We start from the raw sequence: 25,184 nt of genomic DNA, 5'->3' as shown, positions 1-25,184 counted from the left end.
CGAGACTAGAACGACCGCAGATAAGCTTGGGTGGAATTGAGATCGGGGCGGAATCCGATGGTCTTCGGCAAGGCATGCGGCGGTCTGCTTCTGGCGATCGTCTCCCTCGCGTCGGGGGCTGCGGTCGCGACGGAGCGTCCGCGCGCCGTGCTGGAACTGTTCACCAGCCAGGGCTGCTCGTCCTGTCCGCCCGCCGACCGCTATCTTGCCGACCTTGCCGACCGGCCCGACGTGATCGCGCTGACCTTCGCGGTCGACTACTGGGACTATCTCGGCTGGCGCGACACGCTCGCCAACCCGTTCCACGCCAAGCGGCAGAAAGCCTATGCCTATGTCCGCGGCGACCGTCAGGTCTACACGCCGCAGATGATCGTCAACGGCATGGGCCATGCCATCGGCTCCGACCGCGTCGCGGTCGAGCGGTCGGTCACCCAGACGACGGGCCATGTCGGCGTGCTGGCGGTGCCGGTCAATGTTTCGGTCAACGGCGACAGCGTCACGGTCCGGCTGCCCGAGCAGACCAATCCCTTCGTCGGTCCCGACAATCCCGCGACCGTCACCTTGCTGGGCGTTTCATCGCGTCAGCCGGTGGATATCAGCCGCGGCGAGAATCGCGGCCAGACGGTGACTTATCGCAATGTCGTGCGCGCCCATGCCAGCCTCGGCGAGTGGAGCGGCGCGGCCCGGACCTTCACGGTCTCCAAGCGCGACCTCGTCGGTGCGGAATGCGAACGCGTGGTCGTGCTGATCCAGGCGGGAACGATGCGCCGGCCCGGCGCGATCATCGGCGCCGCGATGGCGCAGGCGCAGTAGGCGTCCCGCTTTTCGGCTCTCGCATCTTCCGCGCAGGTTGGAACTGCTTCGCCTGGCCAATGGGTCAGGCGCGCGCCATCCAGACGATGTCCGGCGCCACGATGCCCGGCACGTCCTCTTCATCGATGCGGCGGACGGCGGCGACCGAGACGAGACCTTCGGCCTTCAGCGGGCAGATACCCTGGCGGACGAGTTCGCGGCCGAGGCTCTTGCGGACGGTGAGCGCCGCCGTCTCGGCCGCGTCGGCCTCGACGAACCTCGTGGCGGCAAATTCCGAGCCGGCGGCAAGAGCCGGTTCACCGCGCGCTTCACAACGATACCAGGGCATGATCCCGTCCAGTCCCAATCCTTTGCCGCCGGTTCAATCACCATAGAGTTGAAAGAACGTTGACAGCTTTGCTTAACCATTGACGCGCATCTGTGCGTCTGGTGGGTGAGTGTCCCGGGACGAGGTAACGGTTCGATGGCTGAACGCGCGCTGAAGGATTTCGCCATGTTTCCGCCGCGACGGGCGCTGCTCGTCGGTGGCGGGTCGTGGCTTCTGCTGGCGGGCTGTTCCTCGCCGCCGGTGCAGCCGTCGCAGCCGAGCTTCTACCGCAATCTCGCGCAGGCCGGCGCGCGCGTCGACGCCCCCATGGCCGCCGAGATGATCTCCGGTTATCGCCGCAACAACGGCCGCGGCCTCGTCGCGGTCGATCCCGTGCTGATGCGGGTGGCGGAGGCGCAGGCCAATGCCATGAGCGGGGCCGATCAGGTTGGTGTCCGGTCGGGGCCGCTGGCGACGCGGCTCGCCGGCGCCGGCTTCCGCCATGGCGCGGCGGTGGAGAACAATTCGGCCGGTTATATGACTCTCGCCGAAGCCTTTTCCGGCTGGCGGGATTCGCCGCCGCACCGCGCCAACATGCTGAATCCGGACGTCACCCGCATCGGCATCGCCACCGGCTATCGGCCGGGTTCGCGCTACCGGGTATTCTGGGCGCTGGTGCTGGCCCAGCCGCTGGCGGCCACCTGATCAGGTCGGATCGCCTGAGCCAAGATACCAGTCCATGATCTCGCGGCCCTGCATGAAGGCGATCTCCGGGCGTGAGGCCAGTTCGGCAAGCAACGTCTCGAGAACCGCGATCCGGTGCGGCACGCCCATGATGTAGGGGTGGATGGCGAAGGACAGCACCTTCGCGCCGCCGAGCGGGCCTTCACTCCGCGCCTCGGCGATCAGCCGGTCGGCCTGCGCCAGAGTCCGGTTCAGGAATTCGTCGGCCCCGTGGTGCTGGATCATGATGACAGGGATGTCGTTGAGCTCGACCGAGTAGGGCATGGTCAGCACCTCGCCCGCTGTCGTCTTCAGCCGCGCCGGCAGGTCATCGACCACCCAGTCCGCGATGTAGCGGATGCCGGCGGCAGCGAGGTGGTCGGCGGTCTCCAGAGTTTCTGTGAGGCCCGGCCCCAGCCAGCCGACCACCGGCTCGCCGGAGAAGGCGGAGAGCGTCTCCACCGTCCGGCGGATCATCGCCGCCTGATCCTCGATGCGATGGGTTGGCACCTGATGCCAGCCATGGCCCATGAATTCCCAACCGGCATCGCGCGCCGCACCCGCGATGCGTGGATAATCGACGGCGACGGAGCCGTTGATCGACAGGGTCGGGCGGATGCCGTGTTTGGCGAAGGCTTCCGCGAAACGCCAGAAGCCGACGCGCATGCCGTATTCGTGCCAGGCCCAGTTGGCGATGTCCGGCTGGAGGCTGGCGCCGGTCGGCGCCACCAGCACCTGCCGGGGCATCGGGTTGTCGATCCGCCAGTTCTCGACATTCACCACCGGCCAGATCGCCAGCAGCTTGCCGTCCGGCAATGCGATGCGCGGCCGGTCGATGGAGGCCGTGTAGGCGAGGCGCTGTTCGGGGCGGAGGGGCTCGGTCATGCGATGCACGTCCATGAAAAGCGAAGGAGCGTCTCAGGCCGCCCTCTTGGCATGGTGACTGTGGAGCTTCGCGCCAAGCTCGCGGCGGATGTCGTTGAACTCGGGGCTCGCGACGTCGCGCGGACGCGGCAGGATCAGCGGATTGTCGCTCTCGATGCGGCCGGGACCCGGCGTCATCACCACCACGCGGTCGGCGAGGAAGATCGCCTCCTCGATGGAATGGGTGACGAAGACCACGGTCAGGCCCGTGCGCTGCCAGATGTCGAGGAGCTCGTCCTGCAGGCGCTCGCGGGTCATGGCGTCGAGCGCGCCGAAGGGCTCATCCATCAGCACGATCTCGGCGTCGTTGGCGAGCACGCGGGCGATCGCCACGCGCTGTTTCATGCCGCCGGAGAGCTGGTGCGGATAGGCATTGGCGAATTTGGAGAGGCCGACCAGTTCGACGAACTTGTCGACCGTCTCCTTCACCACCGACCGCGCGAGGCCGCGCGATGCGGGGCCGAAGCCGATATTGTCGCGCACCGACAGCCAGGGGAACAGCGCATAGTCCTGGAACACCATGCCGCGCGTCGGATCGGGTCCGGCGATGGGCGTGCCCCACATCAGCGCCTCGCCGGACGTCGGCTGCTCGAATCCGGCGATGATCCTGAGCAGCGTGGACTTGCCGCAGCCGGACGCGCCGATCAGGCAGACGAACTCGCCCTTGCGGATCGTGATATTGGCGTCGTGGAGGGCGTTGATCGTCTGGTCCTGCAGCTTGAAGACCTTGGAGACCTGCCTGATCTCGATGATCGGCGTCTTGGATTCAGCCATGATGGGTCGGACTCCAGGCAAGCAGGCGGTTGCCGATCATCACGACGATCCGGTCGGAGATGTAACCGGCTATGCCGATGATGATCATGCCGCAGATGACGAGTTCGGTGCGCGACAGGGTGCGGCCGTCCATGATGACCGCGCCGAGGCCCTGCGGGACGCCGGTCATCTCGCCGACGACGATGACGAACCAGGCGAGGCCGAGGCCGAGCCTGAGGCCGGTGAAGATCGAGGGGAGGGCCGCGGGCAGCACCACCTTGTAGAACTGGGCATTGCCCTGACAGCCGAGCATGGAGGCGGCCTCGAACAGCTTCGGGTCCACCGAGCGCACGCCGAAGATCGTGTTGAGCAGGATCGGATAGAAGGCGCCGAGGCATACGAGGGCGAAGGCGGAGCGCGGGCCGAGGCCGAACAGGATCATCGATAGCGGCAGCCAAGCGGTGACGGGAATGGGCCGCATCACCTGCAGGAACGGGTCCAGCACCATGCGCGCGGTCGGGATGCGGCCGATCATCAGGCCGAGCGGCAGGGCGAAGAGCGCGGCCAGCGCGAAGCCGCCATAGACGCGGCCCATCGAGGCGAGGAGATGTGTGACCAGCGTGCCGGAAAAGGCGTCGTCGTAGACGCCGCCCCAGGCGAAATCGATCATGTACTCGCCGACCTCGTAGGGGGTCGGGATCAGGCGGGTCCAGCGCTGGCTGGTCGCGACCTGCCAGAAAGCGAGCAGCAGAGCGGGCACGATCAGCGCCAGTGCCGTTGGCTTCAGCCGCTCCCACAGGCTTTTGCCGGCCGGCCGGGCAACCGGCACGGAGGCGGGCGGCGCGCCTGTCTCCACCATGGCCATGGCCAATTCTCCCGTCGTTCCTGTCAATGAGGCGAGCGCCGCCCGCCGATGTCGTGGACGGCGCGGGTCGGGACCGGATCAGGCCGTGGCGATCTGGTCGGAGAATTTCGGGTTCAGGAACTTGGCGAAGTCCGGCAGGGCACGGATCTGGCGCAGCGACAGCATCTGCTCGGCATAGGTCTTCGCCTGCTTCTGCACGGTCTCATCGAGCTTCCAGACATATTCGATGTTGTTGGCGCCAAGCGCCTGCTCCACCGCCGCACGGTTCGCGCCGAGGCGCTGCACGGTGGTCTCGGCGACGACAGGCTTGTTGGCATTCATGAATTCCACCGCCTGGCGGTGGACTTTCAGCATGGTGACGATCAGGTCGGGATTTTTCGCGACCGTCTCCTCATGGGTGCCGAAGATCATGTTCAGGCCGCCCATGGCGGTGCCGTAGGGGTATTCCACGAGCTGGCCAACGCCCGAGGTGATCGACAGGGCCGGGCCCGGCTCGGCGCCGACATAGGCGTCGATGTCGCCGCGCGAGAGCATGGCGTGCATCTCGCCGAAGGGCACGCGAACGGCGGTGACGTCGCGGATGGAGAGACCCTCCATGCGCAGGCGTTCCATGATGAACACCTCCTGCGTCGAGCCCGGCCAGATGCCGACGCGCTTGCCCTTGAGGTCCTTGACCGTGCGCACGTCCGAGCCGGCCTTGGAGATGACGCCCATGCCCTTGTTGGAGAGCGCGCCGACCACCGTGACCGGTTCGCCCGCCGCGCCGCCCAGGATGGCGGCGGCGATGCCGAACGTGCCGAAATCAACCGATTTGGTGACGACGGCGTTCTTGCCGTCGGTCGGTGAATCGAAGGTGATGATCTCGATCCTGGTGCCGGCGGGCGCGAAGCGCTCGTAGAAGTGCGGCGGCATGGAATGGATGAGGCGTAGCGCGCCCATCTTGATCACGCGCTCCTGCGCGCGCGGCACTTGCGGGGCGGAGAGCGTGCCGGCGGCAAGGCCCGCACCGATGAGGAAGTGACGACGGCGGATCATGGCGTGGCTCCTGTGGAAGCGGCGGAACGGAACGCGCCCGCCTGTTTCTGCTTTCGGCCGGACTGGCCCCGGCACTCGTTGTCTTCTGCGGTCTGTGCTTCTGCGATCTCGCTCATGCGGCCTTGCCCGCGAGATGCGCGATGAAGGCGCGCCAGCCGCCGTGGGCGGTGATCTCTTCCGCGCCGGCAAGGCCCTGCGGCTCGACGAGGAAGCCCTTTGGCGTGGTGCCGTCGGCAAGGCGCAGCGTGCCGATGCCCAAAGGGCTCGGAATGGTGTTGACGAATGTGCCAAAGCCGGCCGGCGGCAGAGCCCAGACCTCGCAGGCGATCGGCGCGCCGGCGCCGTCCGCGACGCGGATCAGGCCCGGCCGCTTCGGCGGGCCGCCGGCAAGCGCATAGAGCCTGTAGTCGGCGGTGGTCGTGACCGCGCGGCGGAAGCTGGCGCCAAGGCTGGTCAGTTCGCCATTCAGCGGCATGCCCGACAGGTGCGCGCCGACGACGACGATCTCGATCAGGTCGCTTGCTTGGAGGTCGGTCAAAGGGGTCTCCATCATGCGGCGGCCGGGCGGGTTGCGCCGCGCCGCTTGGCGGCGGGCATTTCGAAAGCGGCGCCGAGGCGCGCGAGGGCGGCATCGCTGCCGCGCGGCCCGATGAACGTCACGCCGGCCGGCAAGCCGTCGGGACGGAACGGGCCGGGCACGGCGAGGGCCGCGAGATCCAGGAGGTTGACGAAATTGGTGTAGGTGCCGAGCCGGCTGTTGGGACCGATCGGATCGGCTGCGAGCTCGGCCAGCGTCGGGAAGATCGGGGCGGTCGGAACAGCCAGCGCATCGACGCGCGACCATGTCGGCTCGGTCGCGCGGCGCAGGGCGGCGAGCTCATAGAGGCCCTCGAAGGCGTCGGTCGCCGAAAACTTGCCGGCATTGCCGACGATGGCGCGCGTCACCGGGTGGACATCGTTCGCATTGGTCGCGAGAAAGGCGCGCATCGCGGCATGGCGCTCGGCGACCCATGGGCCGTCGTAGAGCAGTTTCGCCACGGCGAGGAACGGCGTCAGGTCAATCTCGATGATCTCGTCGGCCTGATCGCGCAGCAGCGCAATCGCGGCGCCGTAGGCGGCCTGCATGGCGTGATCGCCGAAGAACATCAGGCTCGCGGCATCCGGCACGCCGATACGGCGGGGCAGGGCGGCCTCGGCAGGCACGGGCCGCGAATAGTCGTCGGCGGCGTCGAAACCGCGCATGACCGCATAGGCGGCGAAGGCGTCATCGACCGTACGGGCGAAGACCGAGATGCAGTCGAGCGTGCGGCAGGCCGGCACCATGCCGCGCGCGGAGATGGCGCCGACCGAGGGCTTCAGCCCGACGAGATCGTTGAGGCCAGCCGGCACTCGCCCGGACCCTGCCGTATCCGTGCCGAGCGCGAAGGCGACGATGCCCTGCGCCACCGCGATGGCCGAACCGGACGAGGAGCCGCCCGGCACCCGCGCGGCGTCGAAGGCGTTGCGCGGCACGGGATGCGGCGTGCGCACGCCGACGAGGCCGGTGGCGAACTGGTCGAGATTGGTCTTGCCGATGACCAGCGCGCCGGCCGCGATGAGTTTCTCGACGGCGAAGGCGGAGCGGGCCGGCGTGTAGGCGAAAGCCGGGCAAGCCGCGGTGGTCGGCATGCCCGCGACGTCGATATTGTCCTTCACCGCGCAGGGCACGCCCCAGAGCGGGTAGAGCGTCGGATCGAAGGCCGGCAGCTTCGCGGCGGCGGCCTGAATCTCCGCCTCCGGCGCGAGATGCAGGAAGATACCGGGATCGTCCACCGCGCGGATGCGGGCATAGGCAGCCGCCACGACCCAGGCTGGCGTCGCTCCGGCGGCATAGGCGCTGTGCAGTCCGGCGATGGTGGGCGCGCTGTTCGGCATGGGCTTCCGGCGTGACGTGACGCGGAGCCTTCGCAACCGACGTGCCAAGCGCCGGCGGCCGGGCGGGCAAGCGGGACCGAGTGAAGGGAGAGAACGGATAGCGCGGGCGAAAGCGCTGTAGATTCAAGGCCTGCCGGACTTCAATGGTCGTCGCGCCGCGAATGGCGACCCGGAGGGAGGGCGGCAGTGCGCTCGGTAATTGTATGCAATAAGGCGATGCGCGGCACAAAGAGCCTAAAATTTAGGCTGTCAGCCCTAAGGCGATGCTGCATCCGACGTCTTTGCGAGGATGTCCCATGCCGCCGCGGATCGCGCGATATGGGCGCGCATGGCCGTCGCCGCGCGCTCGCTGTCGCCGCGCTGGATCGCCTGAATGACCAGCCCGTGCTCGTGATGTGAGTTGGTCAGGCGGTCGCGCCCCTCGAACTGCGCACGCCGGAACGACGCCAGCCGCCGCCGCGTGGCGGATGTCAGGTCAGCGAGATAGGCATTGCCGGAACCGCGATAGATGGCGACGTGAAAGTCGATATTGGCGCGGCTATAGGCATCGAGGTCGCCGTCGCGCACCAGCGCGGCCATGACGCGGTGCAGTTCGTCGAGCGCCTGCCGATCGGCGCTGTTCATCCGGATCGCGCATTGCGCGGCGCAGAGCGCCTCGAGTTCGCCCATCACCGCGAACATGTCCCTGAGCTCGGCGTGGTCGGGCTTGGCGACCACGGCGCCGCGATGCGGCCTGATCTCGACCAGTCCCGACGCCGAAAGCTGCCTCAGCGCCTCGCGCACGGGCGTACGCGATACCGAATATTCCGTCGCGATCTGCATCTCGTCCAAGGGCGCGCCGGGCGCCAGCCGGCCCGAGACGATGGCGTCGGCGAGTCGCGCCTGCAGTTCCTCGGAGCGCGTTGCGCGAGTCAGGGGCGGGGCGCTGGCCGTGGCGGTCATGACCGGTTCAGGGCAGGATCGACGGCAAGGCGAGGCGCAGCGGCCCGATCTGCAGCCGCCCGTCATTGGCGCGCAGGTTGAACAGTCGGGCGGGCTTGCCGTCGATATCGGTCGGGCGGCTCGCCATGGTCAGCGCGCCGGCGGCCAGCGGGCCGAGTGAGGCGCGCAGGCCGGTGGCATCCAGCGCGGCATCGATATTGGCGACGCGCAGTTCGATCTCGCCATCCGGCTTGCCGTCCGGGGTCAGCCGCACGACGCCCTTGGCCTGACCGAGCGCCGCGCCCTGCTGAACCTTCAGCAACACGATGTCCAGCGATCCGCCGGCCGCCTGCCATTGCGGCAACGGCAGGACCTGCGGCCGGCTCGGCGTGCGCAGGAGCTTGCGCGCGACGATCTGAAGCTCGGCATCGACCGGCCCCGTCGCCTGCGCGCCGAACAGCGCCTGTCTCAGGTTCGCGACGACATCGACGCTGATGGGGTCCGCGCGGTTCGGTCGCGTATGGAACTCGGTGCGCTCGGCGCGCAGCAGCGGCTGGCCGTCGCGCATGACCGACAGCTGGTCGATGGCCGATGAGGAATTGTCGTATCCGCCGATGGCGAGCTGGGCCGAGGCCTGGGCGAGGGTCCAGGTGGCGGTCAGCACGGAGGGGTCGCCTTCGGACACCATGGTCAGCGGCCCGGTCGCCTCGGTGATGACATGGCCGGGGCTCCAGATCTGCGAGACGACCTTCAGCCGCTCGAACCGGAACGTGCGGTACGGGCGCGTCTCGTCGCGCAGTTCCACGACCGGCTTCGCGCAGTCGATCTCCAGCCGGAAGGGATAGCCGCCGCTCGTGCGGTTCTGGCACTCGATGACGCGGCCATTGGCGGCTTCCGCCGCCAGCCAGCGCTGGATCAGGTCTTCCGCCCGGCTCGACCCCCAGTGCCAGATGGCGGTCCAGCCGCCGACTGCGACGGCGAGGGTGGCGACCGGAATGAGAATCGTCCTGAGACGCGGCATGGGAGAGGTCAGGTCCTGAGCTTGCTTTGCGCGGGCGGGCTCTATAGCAGAGCCCGCGCCCTTCGTCCTCACGGCTAGCATGTGCCATGGATCACGAGAACAGCGAACTCTGGGTCTTCGGCTACGGCTCGCTCATGTGGCGGCCGGGCTTCGACTATGTCGAGCGCGTGTCCGCCAAGCTGATCGGGCTGCACCGCTCGCTTTGCGTCTATTCCCACGTCCATCGCGGCACGCCGGAGCGGCCGGGTCTCGTTCTCGGCCTCGACCGTGGCGGCGCCTGCCGCGGCATCGCCTACCGCGTTGCGGGCGAGAAGCGCGCCGCGACCATCGCCTATCTGCGCGAGCGCGAGCAGGTGACCTCGGTCTATCTGGAGGTGTTTCGCCGCGTCACACTGGAGCGGCCGGGCAGCCCGGCGGTCCGGGCGGTGACCTATGTGGTCGACCGTGGCCACACCCAATATGCCGGACGGCTGTCGCTGGACCAGCAGCTGCACATCGTGCGGCAGGGCCATGGCCAGTCGGGCGCCAATCCCGACTATGTGAAGAACACCGTGCAGTCGATCGAGGATCAGGGCTTCCGCGATGCCGGCCTGCACTGGCTCGCGGCGCGGCTGTAAGGCTCAGAGAGCCTCGCCGCGCAGCAGGCGGGGCACGTCGCCGGTGATCCCGGCCGCCTGGCGGACGAAGAAGCCCTTGAGCGCGGGCATGCGGTCCACGAGGCCGAGGCCGAGATCGCGGATCGTGCGCAGCGGCGTGGAGCCGTTGGAGAACAGCCGGTTGAGCCCGTCCGTGGTCGCGCCCATCAGCGCGGTGTCGAAGCGCCGCCAGCGCTGGTAGCGGGCAAGCACGTCCGGCGCGCCGGGATCGAGGCCGAGGCGCATCGCCTCCGCGACACATTCGGCGAGCGCCGCCACGTCGCGGAAGCCCATGTTGATGCCTTGGCCGGCGATCGGATGAATGACGTGGGCGGCATCGCCGACCAGCGCCAGCCGCGCCGCCACGAAATCGCGCGCGACCTTGAGGCCGAGCGGATAGGCGGCCGGCTTGTCGACGACCTCGATGACGCCGAGACGGTGGCCGAACCGGGTCTCGAGTTCGTCGAGAAACAGGGGTTTGGGCAGCGCGCAGAGCCGCTTCGCCCGTTCCGTCTGCTCGGTCCAGACGATGGAGGAGCGGTTGCCCTTCAGCGGCAGGATCGCGAAGGGGCCGGCGGGAAGGAAATGCTCCTCGGCGCGGCCATGATGCTCGTATTCGTGGGCGACGGTGCAGACGATGCCGGACTGGCCATAATCCCAGCCGACCGTGCGGATGCCGGCCATGTCGCGGAGCCGCGAGCGGCCGCCGTCGCAGGCGACGAGCAGGCGCGCCGTCATGCTCTGCCCGTTCGTGAGGCGCGCCGTGGTGGCGGCCGTGTCGGCGGTGAAGCCGTCCACGCCGGCGGCGGTCAGCGTCACGCCCAGCGCCTCGGCGCGGGCGCGCAACGCGCGGGTGACGACGGCGTTCGGCGCCATCCAGGCGAAGGGCTCGCCCGGCGCGACCTCGCCCGCGAAGGTCAGGAAGACCGGCCGCACCGGGTCCATCGTCCGGCTGTCGGTGACGACCATGTCAAGGATCGGCTGGGCTTCGGGCTCGACCTGCTCCCATGCGCCGAGGGTCCGGAACATCCGGCAGGCCGCGGCCGCGAAGGCGGAGGCGCGGCCGTCCTCGGCGGGCGGGGCGGCAAGGGCCGGGTCCGCCACGGTGACCGTCGTGCCGCTCCCCAGCGCGTCCTTGATCGCCACGGCGAGGCACAGGCCGGCAAGGCCGCCGCCCGCGATGAGAATGTCGGTTTGGGATAGGTGGGCCGTCATGCCGATGGTCTAGCGCATTTCGCACGAGGTCGCGAGGCGCTTGGCAGGCGGACGGGCGATACCGGGAGCCGGATCCAGCTGACTGACCGAGATCAATGCCTCGCAGGCGGGATCGGTATTCTTGGGTGTGGATTCTTGGGGTGTGGGATCGATAGTCCGCAGCCGGCGGATGCCGTGAACGGCGCCCGAAGCCAGCCGCGCTGCGGCCGCGTCCATGCAACAGGAGGCGTCGCAGGTCTGACAAGAGGCCACGGAATCGCGGCCGAACTCTTTTATCGCTGCACGTCGCGACGACGCGCAGCGCCGAAATCCCGTCGATCCGGCGTCAGGCCTTGACCGCGAGATTGACCGCCTTCGGACCCTTGCCCCGCTTGTCGGGCTCGAGTTCGAACGACAGTTTCTGACCTTCCGCAAGGCTGGCGAGACCCGAGCGCTGGACAGCCGAGATATGGACGAAGATGTCCTTGCCCCCATCGTCCGGCTTGATGAAGCCGTAGCCTTTTTCGGTGTTGAAGAACTTGACGGTACCCGTCATCGACATGCCGGTCAGCCTTTCCGAATGCACTGCCGGTTCCGCACAATTGCGGACCTGGGAGAGCTCCGGACCAGGAATATCCGCGATGTTCCGGGCCCTGGGCGAGACCGGACCGCCGCCAGATCCTTGCCGCCCGGATCTGAGAGCCACAAGAAGCGTAACCCGGAAATTCAGGGATGCACAGCCCCCTTTCGTTGAATCAACGAAGGTTTCGCTGCGTCAATGCCACCGTTGTTCGCGGCGCCAAAGAAGACGTGGCGCAGGGTACGTTCGATATACGCCAAGTGGTCACGTTCTCGTCGGTCGTGCAGATGGCGAGGCGTTCGCCGCCGGTCGTTCTGAGGCAGACGGTCTGCCCGACGCGCCAATCCTGCCCCGACGCCCGGCAGGTGCAGGGCGGAAGCTCGACGGGCGGTCCGGGCGTGAAGGGCTGGCGCTGGGAAACGAGCTGCGGACGCGGCGCGGCGACATCCTCGGCCGCAACCGGCGCTGCGGCCAGAACGACGGCGGCAATGAGGAAAGCCGAGCGGCGCATGGCGCAAGCCTAGCACCGACCGGGCCCGCCTCCAATGGAGAAGCGTCCGCTGGAGCGCCGGATCAGCGGGCCTTCCGGCCGGCGACCATGTAGTTGACGTCGGTGTCGCGGGTCTCCGCCCAGCGGTCGCGCAGGAGGTCGTACCAGACGCCGGTCCGATCGAAGGCGCCGATGCCGCCGGCGGCCATCGCGGCGTCGAGCTCGCCCGGCGTGACGAACCTGTTCCAGTCATGTGTGCCGCGCGGCAGCCAGCGCAGTACATATTCAGCGCCGACGATGGCGAGCGCGTAGCTCTTCATCGTCCGGTTGATCGTCGCCATGACCAGCAGGCCACCCGGCTTCACCAGTTTTGCGCAGGCTTCGACGAAGAGGTCGACGTCGGCGACATGCTCGACCACCTCCATGGCGAGGACGATGTCGAAGGCCTCTCCGGCCGCGGCGAGGGCCTCCGCCGTCGTGGCGCGGTAGTCGACCGGCACGCCGGAGCCGGCGGCGTGGGCCTTCGCCGTTTCGACATTGGTGGCAGCGGGGTCGATGCCGACGACATTGGCGCCCATCCGCGCCAGCGGTTCCGACAGGAGGCCGCCGCCGCAGCCGATGTCGAGCACGCGCAGGCCCGCGAGCGCGCGCGGGGACTTCTCGTCCAACCCGAATTCGGCGACGGCCAGACGGCGGGTATAGGCCAGCCGCACGGGATTGAACTTGTGCAACACGGCCATCTTGCCGGTCGGGTTCCACCATTCCTCGGCAAGGCGCGCGAACTTCTCGACCTCGGCGGCGTCGAGGGTCGAGGGGGCGGCGCGGTCGGCGCTGGTTGCGGCTCCGGTCATGGCGGCCTCGTCTTGAGCGTCCGGGGTCTTGAGCATCCGGGGTCTTGAGCGTCCGAACGGATCGATCCGGATGCGTTGCCATACCCCCGATCGGCCGTTATGCATACGCGCCTTTTCGACCCCGGGGGCGCAGATCGCGCCGGATAGCCAGTCATGCCTCGCCTCGTGATGAAGTTCGGCGGAACCTCCGTCGCCAATATCGACCGCATCAAGAACGTGGCGCGACATGTCAAACGCGAGGTCGATGCCGGCTATCACGTCGCCGTCGTCGTCTCCGCCATGTCCGGCAAGACCAACGAGCTGGTCGCCTGGTGCAAGGAAGCCGCGCCGTTCTACGACCATGCCGAATATGACGCGGTCGTCGCCTCGGGCGAGCAGGTGACGTCCGGCCTTCTCGCGATCGTCCTGAACTCGATGGGCCTCAAGGCCCGGTCCTGGCAGGGCTGGCAGGTGCCGATCATCACCGACGAGGCCCATTCGGTCGCCCGCATCGCCGACATTCCCTCGGCCAATCTCGACGCCTCCTTCGCGGCCGGCGAGGTCGCGGTCATTTCCGGGTTCCAGGGCGTCACCCGCGACACCGGCCGCATCGCGACGCTGGGACGCGGCGGGTCCGACACGTCGGCCGTGGCGATCGCCGCCGCCATCCATGCCGAGCGCTGCGACATCTACACCGACGTCGACGGCGTCTACACCACCGACCCGCGCGTCGTGCCGAAGGCCAAGCGCCTCGACAAGGTCGGCTTCGAGGAAATGCTGGAAATGGCGTCCCTCGGCTCCAAGGTGCTGCAGGTGCGTTCGGTCGAGCTTTCGATGATCCATGGGGTGCGGACCTATGTCCGGTCGTCCTTCGACGATCCCGACAACCCGCAGCTCGGCACACTCATCTGCGACGAGGAGGAAATCGTGGAAAAGCAGGTCGTCACCGGCATCGCCTTCTCCAAGGACGAGGCGCAGGTGAGCATTCGCGCCGTCGCCGACAAGCCGGGCGTGGCCGCCGCCATTTTTGGCCCGCTGGCCGAGGCCAATATCAATGTCGACATGATCGTGCAGAACGTCTCCTCGGACGGCGCGACCACCGACATCACCTTCACCTGCCCCGGCGCCGATCTCGAGCGCGCCCGGCGGGTGCTGATGGACGCCAAGCACACGGTCGGCTTCAAGGCGCTGGAGACCGCCTCGGACGTGGTGAAGCTGTCCTGCATCGGCGTCGGCATGCGCTCGCACGCGGGCGTTGCCGCCAAGGCGTTCCAGGCGCTGGCGGACAAGGGCATCAACATCCGGGCGATCACCACCTCCGAGATCAAGTTCTCGGTGCTGATCGATGCAGCCTATACGGAGCTTGCCGCCCGCACGCTGCACTCGCTCTACGGGCTCGACAAGGCGGCCTGAGGTGATGCCGGCAGCGGGCCGCGCGCTGGTCCGCTTCCTGCCCTGCGCGGCCTCCAACCTGCTTTGCAAACGGCGGCGCGGCCCTTAATGGTGGGTTAGCGGCGCCCGTTCGCCGTTCCGTTGCAAGTCCCCGAGGGCTGACAGGGCCCAGATCGAGACCAGTCCGATGCGTCCGGCATTCGGCGGTCCGCGCCTTCTGCTTCGTCGCCTTCGCGAGGTGATGGCGGAGCAGATCTCGGCGCAGGAGCGCCTCGACAAGATCGTGGTGATGATCGCGGCCAACATGGTGGCCGAGGTCTGCTCGGTCTATGTGCTGCGCGTCGACGGCACGCTGGAGTTGTACGCGACGCAGGGCCTCAACCGCGAGGCCGTCCATCTTACGGTCATGCGGGCGGGCGAGGGTCTCGTCGGTCTCGTCGCCCAGACGGCCGAATCGCTGAACCTGTCGGACGCGCAGGAGCACCCGTCCTTCTCGTTCAAGCCGGAGACGGGTGAAGAGATATTCCACTCCTTCCTCGGCGTGCCGATCCTGCGCGGCGGCAACACGCTCGGCGTGCTGGTCGTCCAGAACCGGGCGCACCGCAAATACGAGGAAGACGAGGTCGAGGCGCTTCAGACGACCTCGATGGTTCTCGCCGAGATGATCGCTTCGGGCGAGCTCTCCGCGCTCGCCCTGCCGGGCCAGGAGCCCGCCGCCCGCCGCCCGCTTCACCTGCCGGGCGAGGGTCTGGCCGACGGCGTCGGGCTCGGCCACGTCGTGCTGCACGAGCCGCGCATCCAGGTCACCAAGCTGATCGCGGACGACCCCAACCGGGAAATGGCGCGGCTGGAGACGGCGATCGAATCGCTGCGCGCCGAGATCGACGACATGCTCGACAGCGAGGACGTGGCGCGCGGCGGCGAGCACAAGGACATTCTCGAAGCCTACCGCATGTTCGCGCATGATCGCGGCTTCGTGCGGCGGCTGAAGGAGGCGATCGGCACCGGCATCACCGCCGAGGCGGCGGTGGAGCGTGTCCAGTCGGACAACCGCGCGCGGATGATGCGCCAGACCGACCCCTATCTGCGCGAGCGGATGCACGATCTGGACGATCTCGCCAACCGCCTGATGCGCCAGCTCACCGGCGAGAAGCCGACCGCGCGCGAGGACCTGCCGGAAAACGCCATCGTCGTGGCCCGGCACATGGGGCCGGCGGCGCTGCTCGACTACGACCGCTCGCGTCTGCGCGGCCTCGTTCTGGAGGAGGGCGGCGCGACCAGCCACGTCGCCATCGTGGCGCGCTCGCTCGGCATTCCGACGGTCGGCCATGCGGAGAACGTCACCAGCCTCGCCGATCCGGGCGATGCCATCATCATCGATGGCGCCACCGGCGAAGTGCATCTGCGCCCCACCGGCGACGTCGAGAGCGCCTATGCCGAGAAGGTGCGGTTCCGCGCCCGGCGGCAGGCCCAGTACGCCGCCATCCGCGACATGCCGGCCATCACCAGGGACGGCGTCGAGATCAAGCTGAACCTCAATGCCGGCCTGATGGTCGATCTGCCGTTCATCAGCGAGACCGGCGCGGCCGGCATCGGCCTGTTCCGCACCGAACTGCAGTTCATGGTCGCGAATTCGCTGCCGCGCACCGCCGAGCAGCTCGACCTCTATCGCAAGGTGCTGGACGCGGCCGATGGTCGTCCGGTCACCTTCCGCACGCTCGATATCGGCGGCGACAAGGTGCTGCCCTACATGGATGTGGTGCAGGAGGAGAATCCGGCGCTGGGCTGGCGGGCGATCCGCCTCGGCCTCGACCGGCCGGGCCTGCTGCGCAGCCAGGTGCGCGCCATGCTGCGCGCGGGCGCGGGCCGCGAGGTCCGCATCATGTTCCCGATGATCGCAGCGGCCGAGGAATTCGACCAGGCCAAGGCCATCGTCGAGCGCGAACTGACGCATCTGCGCCGTCACGAGCACCGCATGCCCGAACGGGTGCAGGTGGGCGCGATGGTCGAGGTGCCGGCGCTATTGTTCCAGCTCGACGAGCTGCTGCCGCGCGTCGATTTCCTGTCGGTTGGCTCAAACGACCTCGTCCAGTTCATGTTCGCGGTGGATCGCGGCAACAACCGCGTCGCCAACCGCTTCGACGTGATGAGCCCGCCGATCCTGCGTGCCCTGCGCCTGCTGGCGCGCAAGGGTCAGGAATACGGCAAACTGGTCACGCTCTGCGGCGAGCTCGCCTCCCGGCCGCTGGAAGCCATGGTGCTGGCCGGCCTCGGCTACCGGTCGCTGTCGCTGTCGCCGGCCGCGGTCGGGCCGGTGAAGTCGATGATCCTCGAACTCGATCTCCGCCGGCTGGCCGCCGTGCTGGACCCGCTGATCGAGCAGCCCAAGGAGGGCGGCCCGTCGATCCGCGAGCGGCTGCGCCATTTCGCCGAGGCTGAAGGCGTGACGCTCTGATGCTGCCGACCCAGAAGCTGGATGCGCTGGTCGATCGGCGGGCGCTGGTCGAGGCCGAACTTGCCGCCGGCGTCGATGGCGAACGCTATGTCGCCCTGTCGCGCGAATTCGCCGAACTGTCGCCGGTGGTGGAGGCGGTCGAGGCCTATCGCGCCGCGCTGGCCGAGCTGGCTGACGTCGAGGCGATGCTGGGCGACGGCGGAACCGATGCCGAGATGGCGGCGCTGGCGCGCGAGGAGAAGCCGGCGCTCGAGGAGCGGGTCACCGATCTGGAGCACCGGTTGCGGCTCGCCCTGCTGCCGAAGGACGCGGCCGACGCCAAGAACGTCATCATCGAAATCCGCGCCGGCACGGGCGGCGACGAGGCTTCGCTCTTCGCGGGCGACCTCTACCGCATGTACGAGCGCTATGCTGCGCTGCAGGGCTGGTCTGTGGACGTGATCTCGCTCTCGGAGGGCACGGTCGGCGGCTTCAAGGAGATCGTCGCCGAGGTGAAGGGCGCCGGCGCCTATGCGCGGCTCAAGTTCGAGAGCGGTGTTCATCGCGTCCAGCGCGTGCCGGCGACGGAATCGGGTGGACGCATCCACACTTCCGCGGCGACCGTGGCGGTGCTGCCGGAGGCCGAGGAGGTCGATGTCGCCATCGACGAGAGCGACCTCAGGATCGACGTGATGCGGGCGCAGGGGGCCGGCGGCCAGCATGTCAACAAGACCGAGTCGGCCGTGCGCATCACCCATATCCCGACCGGCACGGCCGTGCTGGTGCAGGACGAGCGGTCGCAGCACAAGAACAAGGCGCGCGCCATGGCCATCCTGCGCTCGCGCCTGTTCGACGAGGCGCGGCGCAAAGCCGATGCCGGCCGCGCGGCGGACCGGCGGACGCAGGTCGGCTCGGGAGACCGTTCCGAGCGCATCCGCACCTATAATTTTCCGCAGGGGCGCGTGACCGATCACCGGATCGAGCTGACGCTCTACAAGCTGCCGGAGATCATGGCGGGAACAGCGCTGGGCGAGATCATCGACGCGCTCGTCGCCGACCATCAGGCGGGCCTCCTCGCGCTCGAGGGCGCGGCGTGATCGAGGCTGGCACGCCGCTGCGCGACGCCCGCAAGCGGCTCGCCGGGGCCTTCGCGGAAGCCGGTATCGCGGAAGCCGATTTCGACGCGCGGCTGATCGTCAGGCACGCCTCCGGCGTCGATCCCGCCCATCCCGGAGCGGCGGCCGATGCGCCGGTCGACGCGGTTTTGGCCGAGCGCATCGGGCTTCTTGCCAGTCGACGCCTTGCCCGGGAGCCGGTCGCGCGCATCCTCGGCGAGCGCGAGTTTCACGGCCTGTCCCTCACCCTCAATGCCGCCTGCCTGATCCCGCGCGACGATACCGAGGCGGTGGTCTCCGCCGCGCTCGATGCGATCCCGCGCGAATGTGAGGCCCGCATCCTCGATCTCGGCACGGGGCCGGGCACGATCCTGCTCGCCATCCTCGCTGAGCGACCGCTGGCACGAGGGCTGGGGGTCGACCTTTCGGAACAGGCGCTGGCGGCCGCGCGCGCCAATGCCCAGGCGCTCGGCCTCGGCGCGCGGGCCGGTTTCGCGACGGGCAACTGGACCACCGGGATCGGCGGTCCCTTCGACCTGATCGTGTCGAACCCGCCCTACATTCCCTCCGCCGACTGCGAGCGGCTCGACCCGGAAGTGCGCGACCACGATCCGCGCCTTGCCCTCGACGGCGGCGCGAAGGGGCTCGACGCCTATCGCGCCATTCTCGGTGACGCACGCCGCCTGCTCGCGCCCGGCGGTGTCGTGGCGCTGGAGCTCGGCATCGGCCAGGCTCACCCGGTCGCGGCGATCGCCCGCGATGCCGGGCTGACAATCAGGGCGCTGCGTTCCGATCTCGCCGGCATTCCGCGCGCGCTGGTTCTGGCCGTCCGGTAGTCAGGGCTTCGGCAGGCCGAAGACGAAGGCGCGGTGCTCCGCCGATCCGTGAAGCGACATCGCGGATCATCGCCACCACCACGGCGATGCCGGCACCGGCACGGCCAAACAAAAACCCCCGGCCGAAGCCGGGGGTTCGATTGGAGCGCCGGGATGGCGTGCCGGTTACTCGTTGCGCGAGCCGAGCAGCGACATCAGGAACTGGAACATGCCGACGAAGTCCATGTAGAGCTGGAGGGCGCCGAAAATGGCGGCCTTCTGCAGGATCGAGCCGTCATTGGCATAGGACAGGCTGTAGATGTACTCGTTCTTGATGTTCTGCGTGTCGTAGGCGGTGAGACCCGCGAAGACGAGAACGCCGACGACCGAGATGATCCACTGCAGCATGGTCGATGCCTGACCGGTGAAGGCGGCGATGCCGATATTCACCAGCGAGGCGATGATCAGGCCGAACAGGCCCATCATCAGGAAGGTGCCCATGCCGGACAGGTCACGCTTGGTCGTGTAGCCCCACAGCGACAGGGCGCCGAAGGACGCCGCCGTAATGAAGAACACGCGGGCGACCGACGAGTGAGCGTAGACGAGCAGGATCGTGGTCATCGAGACGCCGACCAGCGCCGCATAGACCCAGAACGTGATCTGCGCGGCCGGCGCGCTGAGCCGGTCGGCCCGGAACGACAGCAGCATCACCACGCCCAGCGGGGCGAGGATGACCACGAACTTGAACCAGCTCGTGAACAGGAAGGCGCCGAAGGGCGTCAGATACTGGCCGCTGCGGATCGCGAGAGCCGCGCCACGAGCACCGCGGGCGGCGAGGTTGGCGTCGCCGGTGACCGAGAGCATGTAGATGCCGAGAGCGGCGAAGCCGGTGATGGCCAGGCCGATCATCATGTAATTGTAGACGCCGATCATGTACGACCGCAGACCCTGGTCGATCTGGGCCTGCTGGACCGCCGTCGGCTGCCCGTAGCCGTAGCCACCATAGGCCTGAGCGTTCGGATCGTAGTGCGACATGGAAGAACCTCTGGGTTTCCCTCATCGGCGAGCACGCGAATGGACGCTGCTCTCCTCGCTGCCAAATATGGCTGAGCCCACGGCGGAAACAAGGCCAAACTTCCCGAAAACCCAGTAATTCCGGGCTTACGCGTCCCTTTGTCGCAATGCACCCGACGCCTTCCGTACAGGGGAAGCGCATCTCCGGCTCCGGCGCGAAGCCTTACATGTTGCGCAGCACGGGGGCCGGCTTTTCGCCGAGCGCGCGCCAGGTGCCGACGAGGCCGAAGCCGACGGTCAGCACCACCGCAAGCAGCACGATGCCGAGCGCGGCGAGCGGCGCGAAGGCGAAGGGGATGTTCATGACCTGGGTCGTGACGACCCAGGCCGTGACCGAGCCCGCCGCGAGCCCGAACAGCGCCGTCACCGCGCCCAGAATGGCGTATTCCGTTGCATAGGTGCCGATCAGCATGGGGCGCGTCGCGCCGAGCGTCTTGAGGATCACCGCGTCGTAGACACGCGCCCGGTGGCCGGCGGCGATGGCGCCGGCGAGCACCAGCACGGATGCGATCAGCGTCACGAGGCTGGCGCCACGAATGCCGGCGGCGATCTGCGCGGCGAGCTGGCCGACAGCCTCAAGCGCGTCCTTCACCCTGACGGTCGTCACCGCCGGGAAGACGGCGGCCGCTTTCTGCAGGAGGGCGATCTCCTCGGCGGCGCTCTTCTGCGCCGGGAAGGTGAGGGTCGCGAGATGGGCATGCGGCGCACCGCGGAAGGTGTTCGGCGAGAACACGACGATGAAGTTGATGCCGAGATTGTCCCACTGGATCCGGCGGAAATTGGCGATGCGGGCGGTGATGTTGCGGCCGAGCACGTTGACCGTCACCTCGTCGCCGACCTTGAGCCCGAAGCCGTTGCCCATGCGCTCGTCGAAGGAGACCAGTGGCGGGCCGGCATAGTCGGCCGGCCACCACTGGCCGGACACGATCTGCGAGCCCTGCGGCACTGAGGGGGCATAGGTGATGCCGCGGTCGCCGCGCAGCGCCCAGGCGATGTCGTCGCGGGCGCGGATTTCCTCCACCGGCCGGCCGCCGAGGCGTACGAAGCGGCCGCGCAGCATCGGCACCCGGTTCAGCTCGGCGTCCGCCGCTTCGCGCGCGATAAAGGCGTCGAAGCGCTGGGCTTCGGAATTGGCGATGTCGACGAAGAAGAACGACGGCGCGCGGGCCGGCAGCGCCTGCTCGATCTGCCGGCGGAAGCTGGCATCGACCAGTGCGATGACCGCGAGCAGCGTCAGGCCGAGGCCGAGCGAGAGCACCACGGCGGGGGTCAGCGCACCCGGCCGGTGCAGATTGGCGATGGCAAGGCGCAGGCCCGTTCGGCGCGGCCGGGGCAAGCGCATGGCCCCTTCCATGATCGCCCAGGCGACAAGGCGCAGCGCGACGAAGACGGCGGCGGCCCCCGCCATGAAGCCCATGGCGAGGCGCGGGTTGAACGAGGAGACGACGGACAGCGTGACGAGGGCCGCCAGCGCGCCGCCGGCGAGCAGCAGATAGCGCCGGCGCGGCAGGCGTCGCTCGCCATCCACGGTGTCGCGGAACAGGGCGGAGACCGGCACGTCATGGGCCCGCCCCAGCGGCCAGAGCGCGAAGGCGAGCGCGACGAGCAGGCCGTAGGCGGCGGCGATCGCGAGTTCGGACGGGTGAACCGAGGCATCGACCGGCAGCGGCAGGATGGCGCCGAACAGCCCGACCACCGCCCCCGGCAGCAGGGCGCCGGCAACGAGGCCGATGGCGGTGCCGACAAGCGCGAGCACGCCGATCTGGGTCAGCGTCGCGGCGAAGACCGTGCCGCCGGTCGCACCGAGCGCTTTCAGGGTGGCGATGTCGTCGCGCTTGCGGTCGACGAGGCTCGCGACCGCGTTGGCGACGCCGACGCCGCCGACCAGCAGGGCCGTCAGTCCGACAAGCGTCAGGAACTGGGAGAAGCGCTGTACCTGGTTGGCGAGCTGCGGCGAGGCGTTCATGCGCGAGCGGATCTCGAAGCCGGCCTCCGGAAAGCGGCGTGTCATGTCCTCGGCCGCGCGTCGCACATCGGCGTCGGAGGCGAGGCGGTCATCAAGACGCAGCTGGTACATCCAGCGGATCAGCGAGCCCGGCTGGATCAGGCCGGTGGCGCGGAAGGCGTCGAGCGAAAGGATCAGGCGCGGGCCGAAGCCGATGCCGGCGGCGAGCCTGTCCGGTTCCTGACGGATGACACCGGCGATGCGGACGGAGAGGTTGCCGAGGATCAGGCTGTCGCCGGCCTTGAGATCGAGGCGGGCGAGCAAGGCGGGCTCGACGAGGACGCCGTATTGTCCGTCGCGCTCGGCCAGCGCCTCGGTCGCGCCGAGCGGCGGCTCGGTCTCCAGCGCGCCGACGAGCGGGTAGAAGGCCGGTTCGACGGCCTTGATCTCGACGAGGGCCGAGCGTGGCGGCGCGCCGGCGGGCTCGACCCGCGACATGGCGCGGGTGGTGGCCATGGTGGCCGTCGTGCCCTTCTGGCGCAGGGCCTGGACGATCGCCTGCGGCAGTTCCTGATGGATGACCTGAAAGGAGGCGTCGGCGCCGAGGATCACGCGGCCCTCGCGGGCGAGACCATCGACGAGGCCGCGCGCGAACGAGCCGACACCGGCAATGGCGGTCACGCCGAGTGCGATGCAGGCGAGGAAGATGCCGAAGCCGCGCAAACCGCCGCGCAATTCGCGCAAGCCCAGGCGGATGGCGACGGGCAGGCGCGCCGGCCGCGCGACGAAGGTTATCAAGACACGCGCTCCGCCATGCGGATGTCCTCGACGATGGTGCCTGAGCGCAGACGCACGACCCGGTCGCAGCGTTCGGCCAGCGCCCGGTCATGGGTGACGAGGATCAGCGTCGCGCCGCGCTCGGCCTGCTTGGCGAACATCAGCTCGATGATCGAGCGCCCCGTGGTCTCGTCGAGATTGCCGGTCGGCTCGTCGGCGAACAGGATTTCAGGCTTGCCCGCGACGGCGCGCGCCAGCGCGGTCCGCTGCTGCTCGCCGCCCGACATCTGCGCGGGATAGTGGTCGAGACGGGCGCCGAGCCCGACCGCCTGCAATTCGGCGGCGGCCTTGTCGAAGGCGTCGCGGTCGCCGGCGAGTTCCAGCGGCACGGCGACGTTTTCCAGCGCCGTCATGGTCGGGATTAGATGGAAGGACTGGAACACGATGCCGGCATGTCGGCCGCGGAAGCGGGCAAGGCCGTCCTCGTCCAGCCGGGTGATGTCCGTGCCGGCGACGGCGATGGTTCCCGCATCCGGCCGTTCCAGCCCGGCCATGACCATCAGCAGCGTCGATTTCCCCGATCCGGACGGGCCGACGAGCCCGACGCTCTCGCCGCGCGCGACGCTGAGCGAGATGCCTTTGAGGATGTGGACACGCGAGGCGCCCGAGCCGAGCGACAGCTCGACCTGGTCGAGCAGCACGGCGGAAGAGGCATCGGCTTGGCGGTTCAGGGCATCCATCGCGGCGCTTCGGTCCATTTCGGCATTGCAACAAGGCACGGCCGACCCTAGATGGCAACGGGTTGCCGGCTTGGGAAGGGAACGCACGTGCGATACTTCGTGACCGCTCTCGTCGTTGCCCTGGCGCTTGTCGCCGTCCGTCCGGCCGAAGCGCAGACCCCGCGCGAGATCAGGATCGTCGCCCTGGGCGACAGTCTGACCGCCGGCTACCAGCTGCCTCCGGGCGATGCCTTTCCAGTGAAATTGCAGGCGGCGCTGCGGGCGCGGGGCCATGCCGTGTCGGTGGAGAATGCCGGCGTCTCCGGCGACACATCGACGGGTGGGCTGGAGCGGCTCGACTGGGCGGTCGGCGACGATGTCGATGCCGTGATCCTCGAGCTCGGCGCCAACGACGCCTTGCGCGGCATCGACCCCGGGGTGACGCGCCGCGCGCTCGACGAGATTCTGACCCGGCTGAAGGCGCGCAACATTCCTGTTCTCATCGCCGGCATGCTCGCCCCGCCCAATCTCGGCCCTGCTTATGGCGAGGCCTTCGGCCGCATTTTCCCGGAGCTTGCCGAAAAGCACGGAACCTTGCTCTACCCCTTCTTCCTCGACGGGGTCGCCGCGACTGCCGGCCTCAACCTTGCCGATGGCATGCACCCGAACGCGAAGGGCGTCGACGTGATCGTCGAGCGGATCGTGCCCAGGGCCGAGGAACTGCTTGTGCGTGCGCGGGCGCGGCCGCGAGGCTGACGCGTTCCCCCCACTTCCCCCATCAGGATATTTTCATGCAGACCCGCCCCCTCGGCCGCACCGGCGAGACCGTCACCGCCATCTGCCTCGGCACCATGACGTTCGGCGAGCAGAACACCGAAGCCGAGGGCCATGCCCAGATGGACTATGCGGTCTCGCGCGGCGTGACCTTCTTCGACACCGCCGAGATGTATTCCGTGCCGCCGAAGGCCGAGACCTACGGCTCGACCGAGCGGATCATCGGCTCCTGGCTGAAGGCGCGGGGAAAGCGCGACGACATTTTCCTGGCTTCCAAGGTCGCGGGCGCTGGCCAGTTCGACTGGCTGCGGCCGGACAAGGCGCCGACGCGTCTCACGCGCGCGCAGATGATCACTGCCCTCGAACAGAGCCTGAAGCGGCTCGGCACCGACCATATCGACCTCTACCAGCTGCACTGGCCGGAGCGGCCCGCGCCCTTCGGGGCCAATCCGACGCGATTCGACGCGGCCCTGTGGCAGGCGCGCGCGGGCGAGACGGCGATCGCCGAGCAGCTCGACGCGCTGGACGGCCTGGTGAAGGCGGGCAAGGTACGGTTCGTCGGCCTCTCCAACGAGAGCGCCTGGGGCACGATGTCGTTCCTGAAGGAATCGGACATGCGCGGCCTGCCGCGGGTCCAGACCGTGCAGAACGCCTATCACCTCCTCAACCGCACCTATGAGACGGCGCTCGCCGAGGTCGCCCTGCGCGAGCAGGTCGGCCTGCTCGCCTATTCGCCGCTCGCGCAGGGCTTTCTGACTGGAAAGTACCTCGACGGCGCCCGCCCGGCCGGCGCGCGGGTGACCCTGTTCGACCGTCAGCAACGCTATCAGAAGCCGGGATCGGAGGAGGCCGTGCGCGACTATGTCGGCATAGCCCGTGCGTTCGGCCTCGACCCAGCGGCAATGGCGATTGCCTTCGTCGCGAGCCGGCCGTTCGTCACCTCGGCGATTGTCGGTGCGACGTCGCTGAGCCAGCTCAAGACGGCGATCGACGGTGGCGAAACGGTGCTTTCCGACGAGATTCTCGCGCGGATCGACGAGGTTCATCAGCTTCGCGGCAATCCGGCTCCGTGAGGGCGCGAGGGCGATTCGCAGAATCCGCTTGGAATCCGGCGTCGGACCCGCTAATTTGAGC

23 protein-coding genes and 1 pseudogene are annotated in these 25,184 nt (G+C 68.7%); 9 read left to right on the top strand and 15 right to left on the bottom strand.

The genetic code is table 11. The features are described 5' to 3' along the window. Positions 1–57: 57 nt before the first annotated feature. Positions 58–813, top strand: a complete 756-nt coding sequence (locus JNK84_RS03695; protein WP_293420681.1) for a DUF1223 domain-containing protein — start codon at positions 58–60, stop codon at positions 811–813. A gap of 64 nt (positions 814–877) precedes the next feature. On the opposite strand, the gene JNK84_RS03690 is transcribed toward JNK84_RS03695, so the two are convergent. After that, entirely contained in the window at positions 878–1,141 is a 264-nt protein-coding gene (locus JNK84_RS03690; RefSeq protein ID WP_293420679.1) for a hypothetical protein, read from the bottom strand. 135 nt (positions 1,142–1,276) lie between these two features. Between JNK84_RS03690 and JNK84_RS03685 the strand changes: the two genes are divergently transcribed. Continuing rightward, positions 1,277–1,825, top strand: coding sequence for a CAP domain-containing protein (locus JNK84_RS03685; RefSeq protein WP_367272217.1), 549 nt, complete (start codon positions 1,277–1,279; stop codon positions 1,823–1,825). Here the strand turns inward: JNK84_RS03685 and JNK84_RS03680 are convergent, their stop codons facing one another. The 7 genes and pseudogenes from JNK84_RS03680 to JNK84_RS03650 all read right to left on the bottom strand — a co-directional run bounded on the left by JNK84_RS03680 (position 1,826) and on the right by JNK84_RS03650 (position 9,276). After that, on the bottom strand, positions 1,826–2,728 hold the full coding sequence (locus JNK84_RS03680; protein ID WP_293420677.1) for a polysaccharide deacetylase family protein: 903 nt from the start codon (positions 2,726–2,728) through the stop codon (positions 1,826–1,828). It abuts the gene before it with no gap. 33 nt (positions 2,729–2,761) lie between these two features. Then, positions 2,762–3,541: an ABC transporter ATP-binding protein gene (locus tag JNK84_RS03675; protein ID WP_293420675.1), complete on the bottom strand. Its 780-nt coding sequence runs from the start codon at positions 3,539–3,541 to the stop codon at positions 2,762–2,764. Next, a complete protein-coding gene (locus JNK84_RS03670; protein ID WP_441343199.1) occupies positions 3,534–4,385 on the bottom strand; it encodes an ABC transporter permease in 852 nt (283 codons plus the stop codon). The genes JNK84_RS03675 and JNK84_RS03670 overlap by 8 nt, the downstream gene beginning before the upstream one ends. A 78-nt stretch (positions 4,386–4,463) precedes the next feature. Next, on the bottom strand, positions 4,464–5,420 hold the full coding sequence (locus JNK84_RS03665) for an ABC transporter substrate-binding protein (RefSeq protein WP_293420673.1): 957 nt from the start codon (positions 5,418–5,420) through the stop codon (positions 4,464–4,466). 112 nt (positions 5,421–5,532) lie between these two features. Then, positions 5,533–7,334 (bottom strand): annotated as a pseudogene (gene atzF, locus JNK84_RS03660) (allophanate hydrolase). 255 nt (positions 7,335–7,589) lie between these two features. Continuing rightward, positions 7,590–8,276 (bottom strand): GntR family transcriptional regulator, encoded by a 687-nt coding sequence (locus JNK84_RS03655; protein ID WP_293420671.1) that lies wholly within the window; start codon positions 8,274–8,276, stop codon positions 7,590–7,592. A 7-nt stretch (positions 8,277–8,283) separates the two neighbouring features. Further along, positions 8,284–9,276 carry a DUF2125 domain-containing protein gene (locus JNK84_RS03650; RefSeq protein ID WP_293420669.1) on the bottom strand — a complete coding sequence of 331 codons (993 nt, stop codon included), beginning with the start codon at positions 9,274–9,276 and terminating at the stop codon, positions 8,284–8,286. A gap of 86 nt (positions 9,277–9,362) precedes the next feature. Here JNK84_RS03650 and JNK84_RS03645 point away from each other — a divergent pair, with 86 nt between their 5' ends. Next, the gene (locus tag JNK84_RS03645) at positions 9,363–9,893 is read left to right on the top strand and encodes a gamma-glutamylcyclotransferase (RefSeq protein ID WP_293420667.1); all 531 of its coding nucleotides are present in this window, start codon (positions 9,363–9,365) and stop codon (positions 9,891–9,893) included. A 3-nt stretch (positions 9,894–9,896) separates the two neighbouring features. Here the strand turns inward: JNK84_RS03645 and JNK84_RS03640 are convergent, their stop codons facing one another. From JNK84_RS03640 to ubiG, 4 genes are all read right to left on the bottom strand, one after another. Then, positions 9,897–11,126 carry a ubiquinone biosynthesis hydroxylase gene (locus tag JNK84_RS03640; RefSeq protein WP_293420665.1) on the bottom strand — a complete coding sequence of 410 codons (1,230 nt, stop codon included), beginning with the start codon at positions 11,124–11,126 and terminating at the stop codon, positions 9,897–9,899. 325 nt (positions 11,127–11,451) lie between these two features. Then, positions 11,452–11,667 (bottom strand): cold-shock protein, encoded by a 216-nt coding sequence (locus tag JNK84_RS03635; RefSeq protein ID WP_293420663.1) that lies wholly within the window; start codon positions 11,665–11,667, stop codon positions 11,452–11,454. A 193-nt stretch (positions 11,668–11,860) separates the two neighbouring features. Continuing rightward, positions 11,861–12,196 carry a hypothetical protein gene (locus tag JNK84_RS03630; RefSeq protein WP_293420661.1) on the bottom strand — a complete coding sequence of 112 codons (336 nt, stop codon included), beginning with the start codon at positions 12,194–12,196 and terminating at the stop codon, positions 11,861–11,863. A 62-nt stretch (positions 12,197–12,258) separates the two neighbouring features. Next, a complete protein-coding gene (gene ubiG / locus JNK84_RS03625; protein ID WP_293420659.1) occupies positions 12,259–13,026 on the bottom strand; it encodes a bifunctional 2-polyprenyl-6-hydroxyphenol methylase/3-demethylubiquinol 3-O-methyltransferase UbiG in 768 nt (255 codons plus the stop codon). A gap of 153 nt (positions 13,027–13,179) precedes the next feature. On the opposite strand from ubiG, the gene JNK84_RS03620 reads away from it, so the two are divergent. The 4 genes from JNK84_RS03620 to prmC all read left to right on the top strand — a co-directional run bounded on the left by JNK84_RS03620 (position 13,180) and on the right by prmC (position 18,782). Continuing rightward, on the top strand, positions 13,180–14,418 hold the full coding sequence (locus tag JNK84_RS03620; protein ID WP_293420657.1) for an aspartate kinase: 1,239 nt from the start codon (positions 13,180–13,182) through the stop codon (positions 14,416–14,418). Positions 14,419–14,584: 166 nt separating this feature from the next. Further along, positions 14,585–16,852, top strand: coding sequence for a phosphoenolpyruvate--protein phosphotransferase (ptsP, locus tag JNK84_RS03615; RefSeq protein ID WP_293420655.1), 2,268 nt, complete (start codon positions 14,585–14,587; stop codon positions 16,850–16,852). Beyond that, positions 16,852–17,928 (top strand): peptide chain release factor 1, encoded by a 1,077-nt coding sequence (gene prfA / locus JNK84_RS03610; RefSeq protein ID WP_293420653.1) that lies wholly within the window; start codon positions 16,852–16,854, stop codon positions 17,926–17,928. The genes ptsP and prfA overlap by 1 nt, the downstream gene beginning before the upstream one ends. After that, a complete protein-coding gene (gene prmC, locus JNK84_RS03605) occupies positions 17,925–18,782 on the top strand; it encodes a peptide chain release factor N(5)-glutamine methyltransferase (RefSeq protein WP_293420651.1) in 858 nt (285 codons plus the stop codon). The genes prfA and prmC overlap by 4 nt, the downstream gene beginning before the upstream one ends. 165 nt (positions 18,783–18,947) lie before the next feature. Here prmC and JNK84_RS03600 read toward each other — a convergent pair whose 3' ends face one another. The 3 genes from JNK84_RS03600 to JNK84_RS03590 all read right to left on the bottom strand — a co-directional run bounded on the left by JNK84_RS03600 (position 18,948) and on the right by JNK84_RS03590 (position 23,297). Continuing rightward, positions 18,948–19,796, bottom strand: coding sequence for a Bax inhibitor-1/YccA family protein (locus JNK84_RS03600; RefSeq protein ID WP_293420649.1), 849 nt, complete (start codon positions 19,794–19,796; stop codon positions 18,948–18,950). Between the two features lie 202 nt (positions 19,797–19,998). Next, complete coding sequence (locus tag JNK84_RS03595) at positions 19,999–22,578, bottom strand: ABC transporter permease (protein WP_367272213.1); 2,580 nt, start codon at positions 22,576–22,578, stop codon at positions 19,999–20,001. Next, complete coding sequence (locus JNK84_RS03590; protein ID WP_293420647.1) at positions 22,575–23,297, bottom strand: ABC transporter ATP-binding protein; 723 nt, start codon at positions 23,295–23,297, stop codon at positions 22,575–22,577. Before JNK84_RS03590 ends, JNK84_RS03595 begins: the two co-directional genes overlap by 4 nt. A 51-nt stretch (positions 23,298–23,348) precedes the next feature. On the opposite strand from JNK84_RS03590, the gene JNK84_RS03585 reads away from it, so the two are divergent. Both JNK84_RS03585 and JNK84_RS03580 read left to right on the top strand, forming a co-directional pair. Continuing rightward, positions 23,349–24,032 carry an arylesterase gene (locus tag JNK84_RS03585; RefSeq protein WP_441343198.1) on the top strand — a complete coding sequence of 228 codons (684 nt, stop codon included), beginning with the start codon at positions 23,349–23,351 and terminating at the stop codon, positions 24,030–24,032. 35 nt (positions 24,033–24,067) lie between these two features. Continuing rightward, a complete protein-coding gene (locus JNK84_RS03580; protein ID WP_293420643.1) occupies positions 24,068–25,123 on the top strand; it encodes an aldo/keto reductase in 1,056 nt (351 codons plus the stop codon). The last annotated feature ends 61 nt before the right edge of the window (positions 25,124–25,184 follow it).

Source organism: Phreatobacter sp. (assembly GCF_016793595.1).
In the GTDB taxonomy this organism is placed as follows: domain Bacteria; phylum Pseudomonadota; class Alphaproteobacteria; order Rhizobiales; family Phreatobacteraceae; genus Phreatobacter.
Note: the sequence above shows the minus strand (reverse complement) of the source record. Positions and strands in the feature narration are given on the sequence as shown.